This is a genomic window from Bordetella flabilis (assembly GCF_001676725.1).
Classification (GTDB): domain Bacteria; phylum Pseudomonadota; class Gammaproteobacteria; order Burkholderiales; family Burkholderiaceae_B; genus Bordetella_C; species Bordetella_C flabilis.
Genome location: NZ_CP016172.1, coordinates 3,470,046 through 3,486,088 on the forward strand (window position 1 = coordinate 3,470,046; position 16,043 = coordinate 3,486,088).

The 16,043-nt window shown below is 65.9% G+C and carries 14 protein-coding genes and 1 pseudogene; 2 read left to right on the forward strand and 13 right to left on the reverse strand.

The genetic code is table 11. The annotated features are described in order from the left end of the window. The first annotated feature begins 4 nt into the window (after positions 1-4). On the forward strand, positions 5-274 hold the full coding sequence (gene fliQ, locus BAU07_RS15255) for a flagellar biosynthesis protein FliQ (RefSeq protein WP_066659279.1): 270 nt from the start codon (positions 5-7) through the stop codon (positions 272-274). Positions 275-295: 21 nt separating this feature from the next. Next, complete coding sequence (gene fliR, locus BAU07_RS15260; protein WP_066659280.1) at positions 296-1,084, forward strand: flagellar biosynthetic protein FliR; 789 nt, start codon at positions 296-298, stop codon at positions 1,082-1,084. Positions 1,085-1,159: 75 nt separating this feature from the next. Here fliR and BAU07_RS15265 read toward each other — a convergent pair. The 13 genes and pseudogenes from BAU07_RS15265 to BAU07_RS15325 form a co-directional block, all read right to left on the reverse strand. Beyond that, positions 1,160-2,036, reverse strand: a pseudogene (locus BAU07_RS15265) (PDDEXK nuclease domain-containing protein). A gap of 286 nt (positions 2,037-2,322) precedes the next feature. Continuing rightward, positions 2,323-4,065: a methyl-accepting chemotaxis protein gene (locus BAU07_RS15270; protein WP_066659285.1), complete on the reverse strand. Its 1,743-nt coding sequence runs from the start codon at positions 4,063-4,065 to the stop codon at positions 2,323-2,325. Positions 4,066-4,152: 87 nt separating this feature from the next. Next, positions 4,153-4,611, reverse strand: a complete 459-nt coding sequence (locus BAU07_RS15275; protein ID WP_066659287.1) for a hypothetical protein — start codon at positions 4,609-4,611, stop codon at positions 4,153-4,155. Positions 4,612-4,618: 7 nt separating this feature from the next. Next, positions 4,619-6,520 carry a methyl-accepting chemotaxis protein gene (locus BAU07_RS15280; RefSeq protein WP_066659292.1) on the reverse strand — a complete coding sequence of 634 codons (1,902 nt, stop codon included), beginning with the start codon at positions 6,518-6,520 and terminating at the stop codon, positions 4,619-4,621. A 58-nt stretch (positions 6,521-6,578) separates the two neighbouring features. Beyond that, positions 6,579-7,808, reverse strand: a complete 1,230-nt coding sequence (gene flgL, locus BAU07_RS15285; protein ID WP_335617516.1) for a flagellar hook-associated protein FlgL — start codon at positions 7,806-7,808, stop codon at positions 6,579-6,581. A 56-nt stretch (positions 7,809-7,864) separates the two neighbouring features. Next, positions 7,865-9,514, reverse strand: a complete 1,650-nt coding sequence (gene flgK / locus BAU07_RS15290; RefSeq protein ID WP_066659294.1) for a flagellar hook-associated protein FlgK — start codon at positions 9,512-9,514, stop codon at positions 7,865-7,867. Between the two features lie 87 nt (positions 9,515-9,601). Further along, positions 9,602-10,588: a flagellar assembly peptidoglycan hydrolase FlgJ gene (flgJ, locus tag BAU07_RS15295; RefSeq protein WP_066659295.1), complete on the reverse strand. Its 987-nt coding sequence runs from the start codon at positions 10,586-10,588 to the stop codon at positions 9,602-9,604. Next, positions 10,589-11,725 (reverse strand): flagellar basal body P-ring protein FlgI, encoded by a 1,137-nt coding sequence (locus BAU07_RS15300; RefSeq protein WP_066659296.1) that lies wholly within the window; start codon positions 11,723-11,725, stop codon positions 10,589-10,591. It abuts the gene before it with no gap. 1 nt (position 11,726) lies between these two features. Next, positions 11,727-12,410, reverse strand: a complete 684-nt coding sequence (locus BAU07_RS15305; protein WP_415830402.1) for a flagellar basal body L-ring protein FlgH — start codon at positions 12,408-12,410, stop codon at positions 11,727-11,729. 35 nt (positions 12,411-12,445) lie between these two features. Continuing rightward, positions 12,446-13,231, reverse strand: coding sequence for a flagellar basal-body rod protein FlgG (gene flgG / locus BAU07_RS15310; RefSeq protein WP_066659301.1), 786 nt, complete (start codon positions 13,229-13,231; stop codon positions 12,446-12,448). 47 nt (positions 13,232-13,278) lie between these two features. Beyond that, positions 13,279-14,040: a flagellar basal body rod protein FlgF gene (locus tag BAU07_RS15315; RefSeq protein WP_066659302.1), complete on the reverse strand. Its 762-nt coding sequence runs from the start codon at positions 14,038-14,040 to the stop codon at positions 13,279-13,281. A gap of 24 nt (positions 14,041-14,064) precedes the next feature. Next, on the reverse strand, positions 14,065-15,270 hold the full coding sequence (gene flgE / locus BAU07_RS15320) for a flagellar hook protein FlgE (protein ID WP_066659303.1): 1,206 nt from the start codon (positions 15,268-15,270) through the stop codon (positions 14,065-14,067). Positions 15,271-15,334: 64 nt separating this feature from the next. After that, entirely contained in the window at positions 15,335-16,036 is a 702-nt protein-coding gene (locus BAU07_RS15325; RefSeq protein ID WP_066659304.1) for a flagellar hook capping FlgD N-terminal domain-containing protein, read from the reverse strand. Positions 16,037-16,043: the final 7 nt, after the last annotated feature.

Genomic DNA, 16,043 nt, shown 5'->3' on the forward strand with positions numbered 1-16,043 from the left:
GACCATGGATGCCGAAACCGTAATGACGCTGACGTACCAGGCCATGCGCATGGTACTGATCGTGGCCGGCCCGCTGCTGCTCGTCACGCTGCTGGTGGGCCTGCTGATCAGCGTCTTCCAGGCCGCCACGCAGATCAATGAAATGACCTTGTCCTTCATACCCAAGCTGCTGGCCGTGGCGGCCACGCTGGTGCTGCTGGGACCATGGCTGATCGGGATGATGGTCGATTACATCCGGCAGATCATGGAGCAGATACCGACCATGGTGTCCTGACGGACGTCGCGGGCCAGGGACATGATCAACTTCACGCTGGACCAGTGGCATGCCTGGATCACGGCTTTCCTGTGGCCGTTCGCGCGGCTGCTGGCGCTGATCGGCGTCGCGCCGGTTTTTGGTGAGTCCTCGGCGCCCGCACTGGCCAAGATCGGCCTGGCCGCCGTCCTGGCGGTCGCCATCGCGCCTTCCCTGCCCCCCATGCCGGCGGTGCCGCCGGATTCCTACCAGGGACTGTGGATACTGGCGCAGCAGATATTCATCGGCATTGCGATGGGCTTCTGCATGCGACTCTGCTTCGCCGCCGTGCAGACGGCGGGCGACTTCATCGGGCTGCAGATGGGCCTGTCCCTGGCGACGATTTTCGACCCGACGACGCAGGCCAACACCGAAGTGCTGGCGCGGCTGTTCAACATCCTGGCGATGCTGGTCTTCCTGAGCGTGAATGGACACCTGATGATGCTGGCGCTGCTGATGAAGACATTCACCATCCTGCCGATCGGCACGCCCGTGCTGAATCCCGAGGGCTGGGCGATGGTGGCGCAACTGGGCAGCAAGATTTTCTCCTCCGGCCTGCTGCTGGCCTTGCCGCTGATCGCGGCGCTGCTGACGATACACCTGGTGATGGGCATCCTGAACCGCGCCGCGCCGCAGTTGTCGGTGTTCGCGGTGGGCTTTCCCATCACCCTGCTGACCGGGGTAGTACTGCTGGCGGTTGCCCTGCCGCAAAGTACGGGCTTCCTGTCGGCGTTCTTCGAAGAGACCGTGAATACGATGGGCCGGATCGCCAATGTGCTGGCGGGGACCTGAGACAGTAGATCTCCGCCTGAGGCGCAGGGGCGTAGCCGAGAGGCTGACAGCGAAACAAGCGCCGGGACGTAACAACTACGGCTTGTCGTCCTTGAGCGAAAGAGCCCCGCGAGCTTCCAGCAGACGGCGCGTGTGCTCCAGCTCTTTTTGCAACAACTCGGCGTCCGGCAGCACCATCCGATAGTTGGACGCCATCACCTTGGTCGGCAAGCCGTCCAACGCGTACCGCGCCAAGGCATGGCCTTTGTCGGCACACAGGATCAGCCCCACCGGCGGATTCTCATCCGGGTAGGCCCAATGCTCCTTGGCATGGTTGCAGTACATATGCATTTGCCCCACGTCGGCATGGGTCAGGCTGCCTAGCTTCAGGTCGATGATGACCAGGCAACGCAGCTTGCGATGGAAGAACAACAGATCCACCCGATACCAGGTCTGGTCGATGCGCAACCGGCGCTGCCGCCCGACGAAGGTGAACAACCCTTGACCAGCATCGCCGCTTTGTCCTTGGAAAAGCACGTGCGTTCGTAGAACTGACTGCCGATCTGTCGGTCGAGCTGACGCACGCTCCAGCCACCACGCAGTGCTTCGGCTTCGTAGAACTGGCGGGCATGGTCATCCTTGACCGACAACAGCCGGACATAGGCCGACCACGGCAGAGTGAAGACCTGGGCCAATTCGGACAGGCTCAATTTCCCAGACACTGTCTGGGATCTCTCAGCGGGCGGCTCGTTTCCCAATTTCCCAGACAGTGTCTGGGAAATGTGGGGCTGAGGGCAGGCGAGGAAGAAACGCCGCATGCTTTCCCGGTTGTTGACGCCGAACCACGCCCAAATCGGGCCGTCAGATCGGCGGACAACCGCTCCATAAACTGCTCGCCGTAACCGGCCCGCCGCCTGCCTTTTTGCTCGGCTTCGACGATCCGGCGACCAATCTCCCAATAGCTGGCCGTCATCAACGCATTGACGCTGCGCGCCGCTGCCTGGCACGCCAGCGTCCTTGAGCACGCGCGTCATCGTGCAAAAAAAACGCCACCTCTCTGAGGTGGCGGTCGTCCCGGCATTGCGCTTTCAAAAAGCGGCGCCGCGATACGGGTGCTGCGTTGCAGGTGCTGCCTTACCCGCTGCATTGTCCGGCTCCGCTACGGCTTGGAGATCCGGACGTTGCGACTGGCGGCGTTGCGCACAGCGTTGCAGCATTGAAGCTGGGCGGGCAAACCCGCCGTTTTCTTGTTCTTGTACCTATTGCGTGACCATCGGTGCATAGGCGCCGGACAACTGCTGCGCCGGCACGTCGATGACCTGCCCTTCGTTGATCTTGAAGACGGCGACGGCTTCGGCCAGGCGTTGGGCCTGTTCCTGCAGCGAGCCAGCCGCCGCGGCCGCCTCTTCCACCAGCGCCGCGTTCTGCTGCGTCACCTCGTCCATCTGCGAGACCGCGCGGTTGACCTGGTCGATGCCGCTGGACTGTTCTTCCGATGCGGCCGAAATCTCGCCCATGATGTCCGTCACCCGCTTCACCGAGGCCACGATTTCCTGCATCGTCGCGCCGGCCCGCTCCACCTGCTGCGAACCCGCGCCGACCTTGCTCACGGAATCCTCGATCAGCGCCTTGATTTCCTTGGCCGCCTGCGCGCTGCGCTGCGCCAGCGAGCGCACTTCCCCGGCCACCACCGCGAAACCCTTGCCCTGTTCGCCGGCGCGCGCCGCTTCCACCGCCGCGTTCAGCGCCAGGATATTGGTCTGGAAGGCGATGCCGTCGATCACGCTGACGATTTCCGAAATCTTGCGCGAGCTGCCGGAGATCTCCTGCATCGTGTTCACGACTTCGGCCACCGCCGAACCCCCGCGCTCGGCCACATCCGAGGCGCTCGCCGCCAACTGGTTGGCCTGGCGCGCGTTCTCGGCGTTCTGCTTCACCGTCGAGGCCAGTTCTTCCATCGACGCGGCGGTTTCTTCCAGCGACGCGGCCTGCTGTTCCGTGCGGCTGGACAGGTCGGTATTGCCGGCCGAGATCTCGCGGGAACCGACGTTGATTTCATCCACGCCGCGGCGTACCGTCGACACGGTGCGCGTCAACGATTCCTGCATGCGCTTGACCGCTCCATACAGGACGCCGATCTCGTTGTGCGAACGGATATCGACGCGCTGCGTCAGGTCGCCGTTGGCGATCTTGTCGAAGTGCTGTCCAGCCTCGACCAGCGGACGCACCACCATGCGGCCGAACACGATGCGTGCCAGGATCATCAGCACGATGGCCAGGCCCACGGCGACGACGACGGCGATCAGCGCCATATCCAGGTTCTGCTTGGCCTGGGCCGCCGTTTCGGTCTGGGACGTCTTGATGTACTTGGAGAAGTCCTCGATGGCGTCGACGAAGGCGGCGCTGCGCGGCGTACCGTACTCCGTATTGACCATGTAGAAGGTGCTGTAGTCCTGGCTGCGCAGGGCTTCCACCATCGTATCGACGCCGTCATCGATATAGGAGCGGTAGCGACGCACCAGGTTCATCGACAACTGGCGGCCGGTATCGTCTTCCAGCATATTCTTCTGGAAGTCGCCGAAGCTGCTGCGCACGGCGCTCAGCAGGTCGTTGGCGGCCTTCAGGGAGTCGGCGGCATCCTTCTTCGCCGTCGCTGCGGCGTCGGCGGCCACATTGGGCGCGCTGGCTTCCTGCAGGTCGCGGGCCGACACCAGCAGGGCGACGCGGGCGCGCAGCATATTGGCGTTGATAACCTGGACCTGGGTCGCGCGATCGGTCAGCGCGCCCAGTTCGATGACGGCCCGATAGTTCTGGTTCAGGAAATAGGCCGCCATCCCGCCGACCGCGATGATCAGCAGCGCGAAGATGCTGAGGACGAGCATGAGCAGCGTCCCGACGCGCGTATCGCGTACCGAGAACTTGCGTTTTACCTTGGGCGGCCGGGCGGCCTTGCGTCGGCTGGCCTTGGCGTTGCGGCTCGTCTCGTTGATGGTGGTATCCATGGGGCCTCCAGACTATCCTGTAATTCGTATCGAAAATGACCGGGCCGGTCCCTTCCGGGGCGGCATGCACGGCCTGCGTGTGCCGCGCTAAGGCAACGGCAGCGGAATCGCCGTTGCCCCAGCCGGCACGGCTTGCGGCGCTTCGCCGGGCGCCGGGGTTTCCTGCGGAATGGAGGCGGCGCCCAGCAGTTTCTGCCGGGTGGCGCCCGACAGCGGCACATTGGTGGTATCGAGGACCCGTGCCAGACGGCCGTCCGGGCCGAATTGCAGGATCGCCTCTTTGCGGTAGTAGATCGCGTCCGTCACCACGGACACCTTGAAGTGCCACAAGGCAACGGTCGACCCATCGGACTGCGGCAACACCTGCTGCGGCACGGCCTGCAAGGCCTGCACCGCGTCGGCCATCGTGCTGCGGCCGGGTTGCAGGCTGGCCAACTGGTCGCTGCTGAAATTCTGTCCCGCGCAGCCCGTCAGGAGGAGCGCGCCGGCCAGGCTGGCCAGCAGGCCAGGGCTGCATCGTTGCGAAAGTCGCGATAGGAAAGCCATGGCGGTCCTAGAAGGATTCCCAGTCGTCGTCGTTCAGGACCGCGGCCCCGCCGGCGACGGCGCGGGGCCGGACCGGCGCGGGGGAGGCGGCGGCAGGCGCGCGCGCGGGACGGACCGCACGGACGGGCGCCGCGTCATTGGCCGCGGGCGCGCGTCCGGTTTCGGCGGGGGTGGCCGATGGCGCGGCGGGCGTCGGCGTGGCGGGCCGGGCCGCGGCACGCGCCGCGGCCGGAGCCGACGCGCTGGCGTGATCCAGGCGCCGTGCCGGCTTGGCGGGCGCCGCGCTCTCCGCGGGACGCGCCGCCACACGTGGCACGCTGGTCGAAGCGAGTTCGCGGGCCGGCACGTCGATCACCCTGCCCTCGTTCAGCTTGAAGACGGCGACGGCCTCGGCCAGGCGCTGCGCCTGTTCCTGCAGGGAGCCGGCCGCCGCGGCTGCCTCTTCCACTAGCGCCGCGTTCTGCTGCGTCACCTCGTCCATCTGCGAGACCGCGCGGTTGACCTGGTCGATGCCGCTGGACTGTTCTTCCGACGCGGCCGAAATCTCGCCCATGATGTCGGTCACCCGCTTCACCGAGGCCACGATTTCCTGCATCGTCGCGCCGGCCCGCTCCACCTGCTGCGAACCCGCGCCGACCTTGCTGACCGAATCCTCGATCAGCGCCTTGATTTCCTTGGCCGCCTGCGCGCTGCGCTGCGCCAGCGAGCGCACTTCCCCGGCCACCACCGCGAAGCCCTTGCCCTGTTCGCCGGCGCGCGCCGCTTCCACCGCCGCGTTCAGCGCCAGGATATTGGTCTGGAAGGCGATGCCGTCGATCACGCTGACGATTTCCGAAATCTTGCGCGAGCTGCCGGAGATCTCCTGCATCGTGTTCACGACTTCGGCCACCGCCGAACCCCCGCGCTCGGCCACATCCGAGGCGCTCGCCGCCAACTGGTTGGCCTGGCGCGCGTTCTCGGCGTTCTGCTTCACCGTCGAGGCCAGTTCTTCCATCGACGCGGCGGTTTCCTGCAGCGACGAGGCCTGCTGTTCCGTGCGGCTGGACAGGTCGGTGTTGCCGGCCGAGATCTCGCGGGAACCGACGTTGATTTCATCCACGCCGCGGCGTACCGTCGACACGGTGCGGCTCAGGGATTCCTGCATGCGCTTGACCGCCGCGTACAGGATGCCGATTTCGTTGGTCGACCGCACGTCCACATGCTGGGTCAGGTCGCCGGCCGCGATGCGATCGAAATGCACCCCTGCCTCGCGCAGCGGCCGCAGGACCATGCGGCTCAAGACCAGCCAGCAGGCGATGCTGAGCACGACGGCCAGGATCACCATCACCACGGTGACCATGCGCGCAAGCTCAAAGTCCTTGTGGCCCGCGTCCACCATATTGTCGGTGGCCTTGTCCAGGTACGCCAGCATGGCCTGCATGGACTTGTCCAGCTCCAGGTTGGCGGCCGACGAGGGCCGCGCCGAGCGGTTGAAGTCCTCGATCGACCGGGCGCGCAACGCGTTCAGCTGCGTGTCGATCAGGTCGGCATAGGTCTTGTAGTTCCGCTGGATGGTCTGCGCCATCTCGACCGTATCGGGCAGCTTGGGCGCGCGAGCGAACAGGTCCATGCGCTTGTCGGCATCGGCCTTGAATCCGGCGGCGCGCGTCACGTTGCTCATCGCCTCGTCGATGCGGTTGCTCTGCAACATCTCGCTGGAATTGTTCAACACCTGGCGTGCGCGCAGCACCTGGCCATAAGCGGCGTACAGGTTGGTGACCTGGTCGCTGTAGACGTTGTTGACCGCGTCGAGCTTGTTGTTGCTGGACTGCAGCCCCACCCAGGACACGGCATTGGACACCAGCATGGCCGCCAGATACAGCAGCAGCAGCAGGATGACGGAAGTACGGACCTTCATATTGGCAAACATCGATCTTGATCCAGCGAGCCGGCATCCCCGCGAAAGGACATGCCGAATGGGTTGACTACTATTTCATGCTGAACAGACTGGTGCCCTTGATCGCCGAGAAGGCCGCCATGGAGGCCTGCAGCGCGAGTTGCTGCATGCTCATGGCGGACACCACGGAGTAATAATCGATCTGCGTCAGGTTGCTCAGCGTGTTCTTGTCGGTCAGGAAGCGTTGGTCGCCCGTGGCGTCCAGCGCGTCCAGTTCATTCTGGCGCGCGCCGACCGAGGCCTGCACCGTCGAGACGTTGTCCAGGTTGATGGAAAGTTTTTTGCCCGCGGTCGCCAGCAGGTTGGTCAGGTTCGCGGCGGCGTTGGGATCGTCCTGCACCGGCTGCTGCAAGGCGCTGATCAGCGAATCCAGCGTGCCGAACATATCGAGATCCGCGCTCTGCGCGGTTTCCACCTGGAACGTGTCGCCGTTGGCGGGCGTGCCCGTGAACGTGACCGACACGCCGCCCATGTCGATCGGCGTGCCGTCCTGATAAGGCACGGGCGTCGGCGCGGGGCCAGGGGTCGTGAGGTTCGTAACGGTGTAGGTGATCGCGCCGGCGCCGTCGACGGCAAACTGGATCTGGAAATCATCCCCCACATTGGCGCCGCCTGGCGTCACGGTGGGCGTCCCGAAGCGCGCGGTGCCGGCCGGCGTGCCGGTGGCCGACGCGACATAGGCGCTGGTGCCCGGCGTCGCGCGGTTGAAGATATCCGAACCGATATCCGAGCCAGGCATCTGGCGCGTCTGCTCGACCTGGATCAGGCGCTGGCCGGTGCTGCCGTTGTAGGTGATCTGCCCCGATACCGGGTCCTTGACGTAGGCCGCCGCGTCGCCGGTGGTGCCGGAGAACAGGTATTGCCCATTGCCGTCGGTGCTGTTGGCCAGTCCGAGCAAAGCGTCGCGGGAGTTCGACAGCACGGTGGCCAGCGTATTGCGGTCCGTATCGGCCATCGTCCCGTTGCCGGCCTGGACGACGCGGGTCAGCACGTCGGTCAGGCTGGAAACCACCGATGAAAGGGCGTTCGATTCCAGCCCCAGCGAGCGGTTGGCCGCCTCGCGGTTGCTGGCATAGGTGTTCGTCATCGACAGGTTGGTGCTGGACGTGATGGCTTGTCCGGCCGCCAGCGGATCGTCCGAGGGCGTGACGACGCGCCGGCCGGAACTGAGCTGCTGCTGCAGCGACAGGACGTCCGACTCATTCCTCAAAATGCCGTTCAGGCCACTCTGGTAGATCGTCGAGGTGCTCAGGCGAATCATGCTGTGTTGCTCCGGAATGTCTCGTGTCGTGCGATGGCGAACGCAGGGGCCGCCGTTTACTTCAGGCCCAGCAAGGTGTCGAACACGGTGCCGGCCACCTCGATGATCTTGGACGCGGCCTGGTACTGCTCCATGTACTGCGAAAGATTGACGTACTCTTCGTTCAGGTTCACACCCGCCACGGACGCATTGGCCGCCTGGCGCTGGCTGACCACCGTGCTCTGGGCCTTGTCATTGGCCTTGGCGCTGGCGGTCTGCTGGCCCACCGTGTTGACGATCTGGGCGTACAGGTCGGTCACGCTGAGCGTGCCGCCCGACAGGTTGCGGGAGGTCTGCAACTGCGCCAGGGCCAGGGCATTCTTGCCGTTGGCGGTGCCGGGATCGGTCGTGCTGGATGCGGCGATCTTCGAAGGATCGGAGATCGCCATGGCCAGGTCGCGCGCCGCATTGCGCGTCGGCTGCAAGGTCCAGGTATCGCCTTCGGCCGGGGTACCGCTGAAGTTCAGCGTCAAGCCATCGAAGGCCAGGGTGGGCGGCGTACCGGTGGAGGTATAGGTGGTGTTGTCCGACAGGCGTGTCGCCACGTACTGGCCGCCGGTAAACGTGATGGAGTAATCGCTGGCGGTGAGCTGGCTGACGTTCGTGTACGCGGCCGTTATGGTGCCGGTGCCGGTGTTGGCTGCGCCGGTCAGGGCCGTGGGCGTCGAAAGCGAAAAGAAATCCGTTCCCGGATTGCCCTGCAGGTCTACGCCCTGGGTGTGCTGTGCATTGAACGTGACGGCCAGCCCGACGGCCATCTGCCCCAGCTGGTTCTGCAGTACGTCCAGCGACTGGCTACGGAACTGCAGCAGTCCCCCCAGCGTGCCGGTGGTGATCTGCGAATCCGGCAGGGGTACCGGGGTGGTGGCACCGCCCGGTCCGGACGGCAGGTTGTACGCCACCACCGTGCGGGACGGATCGGCGGCTGATGGAACGGCCTGCAGGCTGTACACCGTGGTGCCCGACAGCAGCGCCTGGCCGGACGCCAGCGACACGCTGACCATATCGCCCTGCTGGGTGTAGCGGATGCCGACCGTCTGCGAAAGCTGCGACAGCACCTGGTCGCGCTGGTCCAGCAGGTCGTTCGGCGCATTGCCATTGCCCTGGGCGCGCGCGACCACGATCTCCTGGTTCAGCATGTTGATCTGGTTCAGGTAGCCGTTCACCTGGCCCACGGCCGAGCTGATCTGGCTGTTCAGCCCGTCACGCTGGGTCTGCAGGTCCTGGTAGGCGGAGGTGATCTGCGACACCAGCGCCTGGCCCTTGCCGATCAGGTCCTGGCGGGTCGCGGCATCGGCCGGCGAACTGGCCACCGCGTTCAGGCTGGAAAAGAAGCTGGCCAGCGCCGGCGAGATCCCGACCGTCTCGCTGCCCAGCATGTTGTCGATCTGCGAGACCTGGTCCAGGTAGGTCGAATAGGACGCGCTGCTGCTCTGGGCGGTGACCAGCTGCTTGTACAGGAAGCTGTCGTACTGGCGCTGGACCGTGTCGACCTGGATGCCGCGGCCATAGAATCCGGCGGCCGTCGCGGTGGCCCCGGCCGTGGACGTCAGCACGCGCTGGCGGGTGTAACCGTCGGTCGCGGAGTTGTCGATGTTGTGGCCGGTGGTGGTCAACCCCGCTTGCGCCGCGTTCAGGCCGCTCAGGCCCAGGCCGTACAAACTCATGATCGGGATGCCTCTTGGTTAACCGTTATCGAAACGTCTGGATAGTGGCTTAACGGCAACTTCCCAGCGAAATTTAGCGTTGCCCGGTCAGGGCTCGGCGCTGCCTTCGAATGCCGAACTGCGCAACTGCCCCATGATGCCGATCAGCTTGTCGGCGTAACGGGGATCGGTGGCATAGCCGGCGGCCTGGATGCGGCGGGCGGCCTCGAATTCGTCGCGCGCCAGGGCCACCGCCTCGTAGCGCGGGCTGTCGCCCAGCAGCCGCGCATAGTCGGCAAACGACTCCTCGTAGGAGTTGTAGGCCCGGAATGGCTGCATTACCTTGCGCGGCACGCCGTTCTCGTATTCGGTCGTCATGACGTTGACGACCTTGCCCTTCCAGCTGTCGCCCGCCTTGATGCCGAAAAGGTTGTAACTGGTGCGGCCGTCCGGATAGCGGATCTCGCGCTGGCCCCAGCCGGACTCCAGGGCCGCCTGCCCCAGGATCAGGCGGGCCGGCACGCCGCTCTGGCGCTCGGCCGACTTGGCGGCCGAGGCCATCTGGGAGACGAAATCCACCACATGGTCCGGCGCGCCTTCGGCGGCCGCCAGGGCGCGGTCCGAGGCGCGGTTGCGGTTGAGCACCCGCAGCAAGGCGGTGATTTCCGTGGGCGGCGGGCCGCCGCGCAAGGTGTGCCCCGCCAGGTCGAGCGCCTGTTGCCCCGGGCCCGCCGTCGACCCGTCCGCCCCGCCGTCGCCGTCCGCGCCGCCCGGCTGGTTGGCCTGCATCTGCTTGAGCAGCGCCTGGGCCAGCCCTATCCCGGGGTTGGCCAGTTGCAGGGCCAGCTGCTCATCGCCCATGGACTGCACCATGCGCGACTCGTTGGAATCCAGCAGGCCGCTCTTGAGCGTGGCCTGGCGCATCTGCTTTAGCATCATCTGGATGTACACGGCCTCGAACTGGCGCGCGACCTCCGCCTGCTTCTGCGCCGACGCGGGCTGGTTCGTCACGTCGTGGTGCAGCGTGGACAGCGCGCCGAAGTCGAAGATCGACGCCTGCCCGGTGCCCGACGCGAGGGAGGATCCCAGAGCCATTTAGATGATCTCGAGTTCCGCGCGCAGCGCGCCGGCGGTCTGCATGGCCTGCAGGATCGCCAGCAGGTCCTGCGGGGTGGCGCCCAGCGCGTTCAACGCGCGCACCACGTCGGCCAGGTTCGCGCTGGTGCGCAGATGCTGCAGGGAACCGTTCTGCTGGCGCACATCGATCTGCGTATTCGGCACCACCACGGTCTGGCCGCCGCCGAACGGCGTATTCGGCTGCGACACGGCGTTGGTCTGGTTGATGACGACGGACAGGCTGCCGTGGGCCACCGCGGACTCTTCCAGCATGACGGTGCGGTTCATGACCACCGACCCGGTGCGGGCATTGATGATGACCTTGGCGGACGCCGGAGCGCGCGTGACCTGGAGATTCTCCATCTGGGACAGGAAGGCGGCCTGCGCCGCCGGCTCGACCGGCGCCTGCACGCGGATCACGCGGCCGTCCACGACCTGCGCGACACCGCCGCCGAAATGCCGGTTCAAGGCCGCCGCAACATTCTGCGCCGTACCGAAATCCAGCTCGTTCAGCTCCAGGAACACGTTGCCGTTGCGCGCGAAGGTGGTCGGCACGGCCCGCTCGACGACCGCGCCGTTGCTGATGCGCCCGCCATTCAGCTGGTTGATCGCCACGCTCGAACCGCCGGCCGAAGCCCCTGCCCCGCCCACCAGCAAGTTGCCCTGGGCCAGGGCATAGACCTGGCCGTCGGCCCCCTTCATCGGGGTCAACAGCAAGGTGCCGCCGCGCAGGCTCTTGGCGTTGCCCATGGAGGACACCACCACATCCAGGGTCTGGCCGGGACGCGTGAACGGCGGCAGGGTCATCGTGACCATGACGGCGGCCACGTTCTTCAACTGCATATTGCTGTTGGACGGGATGGTCACGCCCAGCTGCGACAGCATGTTGGTCACGCTCTGCTGCGTGAAGGGCGTCTGCCGCACCTGGTCGCCCGTGCCGTCCAGGCCCACGACCAGTCCATAGCCGATCAACTGGTTGCCGCGCACGCCCTGGATGGAGGCCAGGTCCTTGAGCCGCTCGGCGTGGGCGGCGGCCGCGCCGGCCAGCAAGGCGGCCGCCAGCAGCGCCTTGCCCAGCAGGCGGAACGTCGCGGGATAGGCGGTGGAATGCTTCATGTCAGAACGGGCTCGCAATCAGGAAGAAGCGCTGCAGCCAGCCCATGGTCTGCACCTCGTCCATGATGCCCTTGCTGCGGTATTCGATGCGGGCGTCGGCGACCTGGGTGGAAGACACGGTGTTCAGGCCCGTGACCGAGCGCGGGTCCACCACGCCTGAAAAGCGGATGTACTCGCTGCCGCGGTTGATGGCGATCTGCTTCTCCCCGGCCACCTGCAAGTTGCCGTTGGGCAGCACACCGATGACCGTGGTCGTCAGCGTACCGGTGAAGGTATTGTTGGCGCTGCTGTCGCCCGATCCCTTGGTGACGTTGCTGCCCGACGTTTCGGTGTCGAGCTTGGCGTTGAACCAGCTGCTCATGAAGCCGGGCGAGGCAGCGATGCTGTTCTGCGTGCTGGACGTGCGGCTGGTGTCCGTGGCGACGTTCTTGGCGGCGTTGGTGCGCTCTTCCAGGACCACGGTGACGATGTCGCCGACATTGCGCGGGCGCCGGTCCTCGAACAGCGGATAGTTGCCGTAGACCGTGGGCTGGTAGATGGAGCCGTCGGGCGCGGGCGCCAGCACCGGCTGCGGCGGCGGCAAGGCCGACGTCGGCCCGAGCACCACCGGCTCGGGCGGGATGAGTGCGCAGCCTGCCAGTCCGGCGACCAGCAAAACGGAACAGAGGAAAGGCAGGACGCGCATGGCAACGCTCATCAAGGCTGGGATCAAAGCCGGGGTCAAAGCTGGGTAAGGCGGGCGAGCATCTGGTCCGATGTCTCGACCGCCTTGCTGTTCATTTCGTAGGCGCGCTGGGTGGTGATCATGTTCACCAGTTCCTCGGCCACGTTGACGTTGGACGTTTCGACGTACTGCTGCAGGATGCTGCCCAGGCCGTCCACGGTGGGCTGGCCGATATTCGGCGCGCCCGAGGCGTCCGTTTCCAGGTAAAGGTTATCGCCCACGGCCTGCAGGCCGTTGGGATTGATGAAGTTGGCCAACTGCAACTGGCCGATCTGCACGCTGGTGCCCGGCGCGGCGGGCTGGGTCACCGACACCGTGCCGTCCTTGCCGATGGTCAGCGTCAGTGCGTTGTTCGGCACGTTGATCGGCGGCTGCACGATATAGCCGCCGGCGGTGGTCAGCTGGCCGTTCTGGTCCAGGCCCAGGGCGCCGTCACGGGTATACGCGTCGGTGCCGTCGGGCAGCTGGATCTGCAGGAAGCCCTGGCCCTGGATGGCGATGCTCATCGGGTCGCCGGTGCTGGTCAGGTTGCCCTCGGTGTGCAGGCGCTCGGTGGCCGCCACGCGCGTACCGGTACCCAGCTGCAGGCCCGACGGCAACTGGTTGGCGTCGCCGACCTGCGCGCCGGGCTGGCGCAGCGTCTGGTACATCAGATCCTGGAACACCGCGCGGCCGCGCTTGAAGCCATTGGTGTTGACGTTGGCCAGGTTGTTTGAAATGACGTCCAGGGAAGTCTGCTGGCCTTCCAGGCCGGTCTTGGCGATCCAGAGCGAACGTAGCATGGCGGTAAGGGCTCCTGCGCGCGGCCGGGCCGCGTCACGATGTTTGGTTAGGAAACGGTCGAGAGGATGGTGTTGGCCTTGTCCTCGTTCGACTGCGCGTCGCGGATGACCTGCATCTGCATTTCGAAGCGGCGCGAGTTCTCGATCATGCCGACCATGGACGCCGCGGCGTTGGCGTTGCTGCCCTCCAGCACGCCGGGCATGACGCGCAGCGTCGGATCGGCGGGCATGGGCGGCGCCGGCTGGCCGTTGGCCGCGACGCGGCGGAATACGCCGTCATCGCCGTGCACCAGGGACGGCAGCGGCGGGCTGACCAGTTTCAGTACGCCCAGGTTCAGCACCGTATTGGGCGGGTCGCCCGCGCCGATGGCGGTGATGGTGCCGTCCGACGCGATGGTCAGCGACGCCTGCGGCGGCACGTCGATGGGGGCATTCTGGTTCGACAGCACCGGCATGCCCTGCGCGGTCTGCAGCAGGCCGTTCACGCCCACCTGCAAGTCCCCCGCGCGGGTATAGGCCTCACCCTGCGGGGTCTGCACGGCGATCCAGCCGTTGTCCGTCACGGCCACGTCCAGGTTGCGCCCGGTGGTTGCCATCGAACCCATCTGGAAATCGTTGCCGGGCGTGGAAGCCACAGTGGATACGCGCGTGGGCAGGCTGGTGCCGTCGTTCACCGGCACCGAGCGATAGAGCGCGATCTGCGCCCGAAAGCCCGGCGTGTTGACGTTCGCCATGTTGTTGGTCAACACGGACTGCTGCTCGCTGATGCGGGCAGCGCCGTTCATGGCGGTATAGATGACTCGGTCCATGCGCGCGTATCCTGGCGGCTCTTATTACTGGATATTCAGCAGCGACTGCAACACCTGGTCCTGCGTCTTGATCGTCTGCGTGTTGGCCTGGTAGGTGCGCTGCGCGACGATCATATTGACCAGTTCGGTGCTGAGGTTGACGTTGGATTCCTCCACCGCCTGGCCCTGCAGGTTCGCCAGGCCGTTGGTGCCGGGCTGGCCCAGCACGGCCTGGCCGGATGCCGAGGTCTCGACCCAGGCGTTGTCGCCGATGGGCTGCAGGCCTTGCACGTTGTTGAAGTCGGCCAGCGCCACCGTACCGACGGTCTGCGTCTTGCCGTTGGTGTAGTTGGCGATGATGCTGCCGTCCTTGCCGAAGGAGATGTTCGTGAACTCGCCGGACGTATTGCCGTTGGGCGTGAAGTCGGCCTTGAAGTCGCCGCCGAACTGTGTGGTGCCCGTGTAGTCCATGACCATGTTCAGCGGCGCCGCGGGCGACGTCGCGCCGCCCGGGTTGGCGAAGCTCAGCGGCACGGTGGCTGCGCTGGTCAGCCGGCCGGACGGGTCGAAGGTCATCTGCGAGGTCGCCGGCGTCATGTTGGCGCCGTCCAGGGTGTAATAGACGTCGTATACGCTCTCGCCCGCGCCGTTGGCCGGGCGCTTGGCGAAGTACTGCGTCAGCTGGTGCGCGTTGCCCAGCGAGTCGTACACCGTCATCGGCTGCGAGATCGTGTAGGTGGCCGTCTGCGTCGGATCGAACGGCATGGTGGTGACCACCGGCGCGTTGGCATCCAGGTTCGCGACGAACCCGGAGTTGTTGGTGGCCTGCGGCGGGATATTCGCGGTGGGCAGGCTCAGCGGAACCGGGGCGGTACCGATGCCGCCGGGGCCATAGCCGGTCAGCTGCTGGCCGGCGGCGTTGACGATGTTGTTCTGGTTGTCGATGCCGAACTGGCCGTTGCGGGTGTAGGTGACGGCGCCGCTGGCATCGACCAGGCGGAAGAAGCCATTGGCTCCGTCGATGGCGATGTCGTACTGCCCGCCGGTCGACGAGACATTGCCGACGGTGAAGCGCTGGTCGATCGACGCGACCTTCACGCCCAGGCCCACGCGGGACGTGGCGTAGATGTCGGCGAACGTCGCCGTGGCCGCCTTGAAGCCCACCGTGTTCGCGTTGGCGATGTTGTTGCCAATCACGTCCAGATTCTGCGAGGCGGCGTCCAGGCCGCTCAATCCTTGTCCGAAACCCATTCGTTTTCTCTCTTATCCAGTCAGTTGATCGAAGCGCCGACTCAGGGGCGGCATCCCTACCGCGTCAGCTGCCCAATACCTTGCGCACATCCAGTATGCTGACCTGGCCGGCCAGGCCCAGATCCAGTCGTACGCCTTGCGTCGAATACGCCACGCCGTCGACCTTGCCGTAGGTCAGCGCCTCGGCCGTGACCGCGTTGTTGTTGGCGTCCGTCGCCGCCACCGCGATGGTGTAGGAGCCGTCCGGCATGGCGTTGCCGGTGTCGTCCTTGCCATCCCAGCTGGGGGTCAGGATGCCCGCGTCCTGGGCGCCGAGATCCATGGTGCGGACCACGCGCCCCGAACTGTCGCTGATCTTCACGACGACCTTGTTGGCGTCGCCCTGCAGGTCGATGCCGATCGGCGTCGTGACGCGCGTGCCGGTGGCGTCCGTGTCCATCTTCAGCGTGGAGCCGGGGATCAGGACATGCTTGCCGATCATCGACACGGCATCCATGGATTGCGACACGTCGACCTGGCCGCTGATGGTCTGCAGGACATTCTTCAGATCCTGCACGCCCTGCACGGTGGAAATCTGCGCCAGCTGCGAGGTCAGCTGGTAGTTGTCCATCGGGTTGAGGGGATCCTGGTTGTTCATCTGCGCGACCAGCAGCGTCAGGAACTGGTCCTGCAGGGACTGGGCGCTGGACGCGCCGGGCGTACCCGAGGAATTGCCGGATGCGCCGAAAGCGGGGTTGTTGTTATTGACGTTGCTGGTAGTGGTCATCGATGGC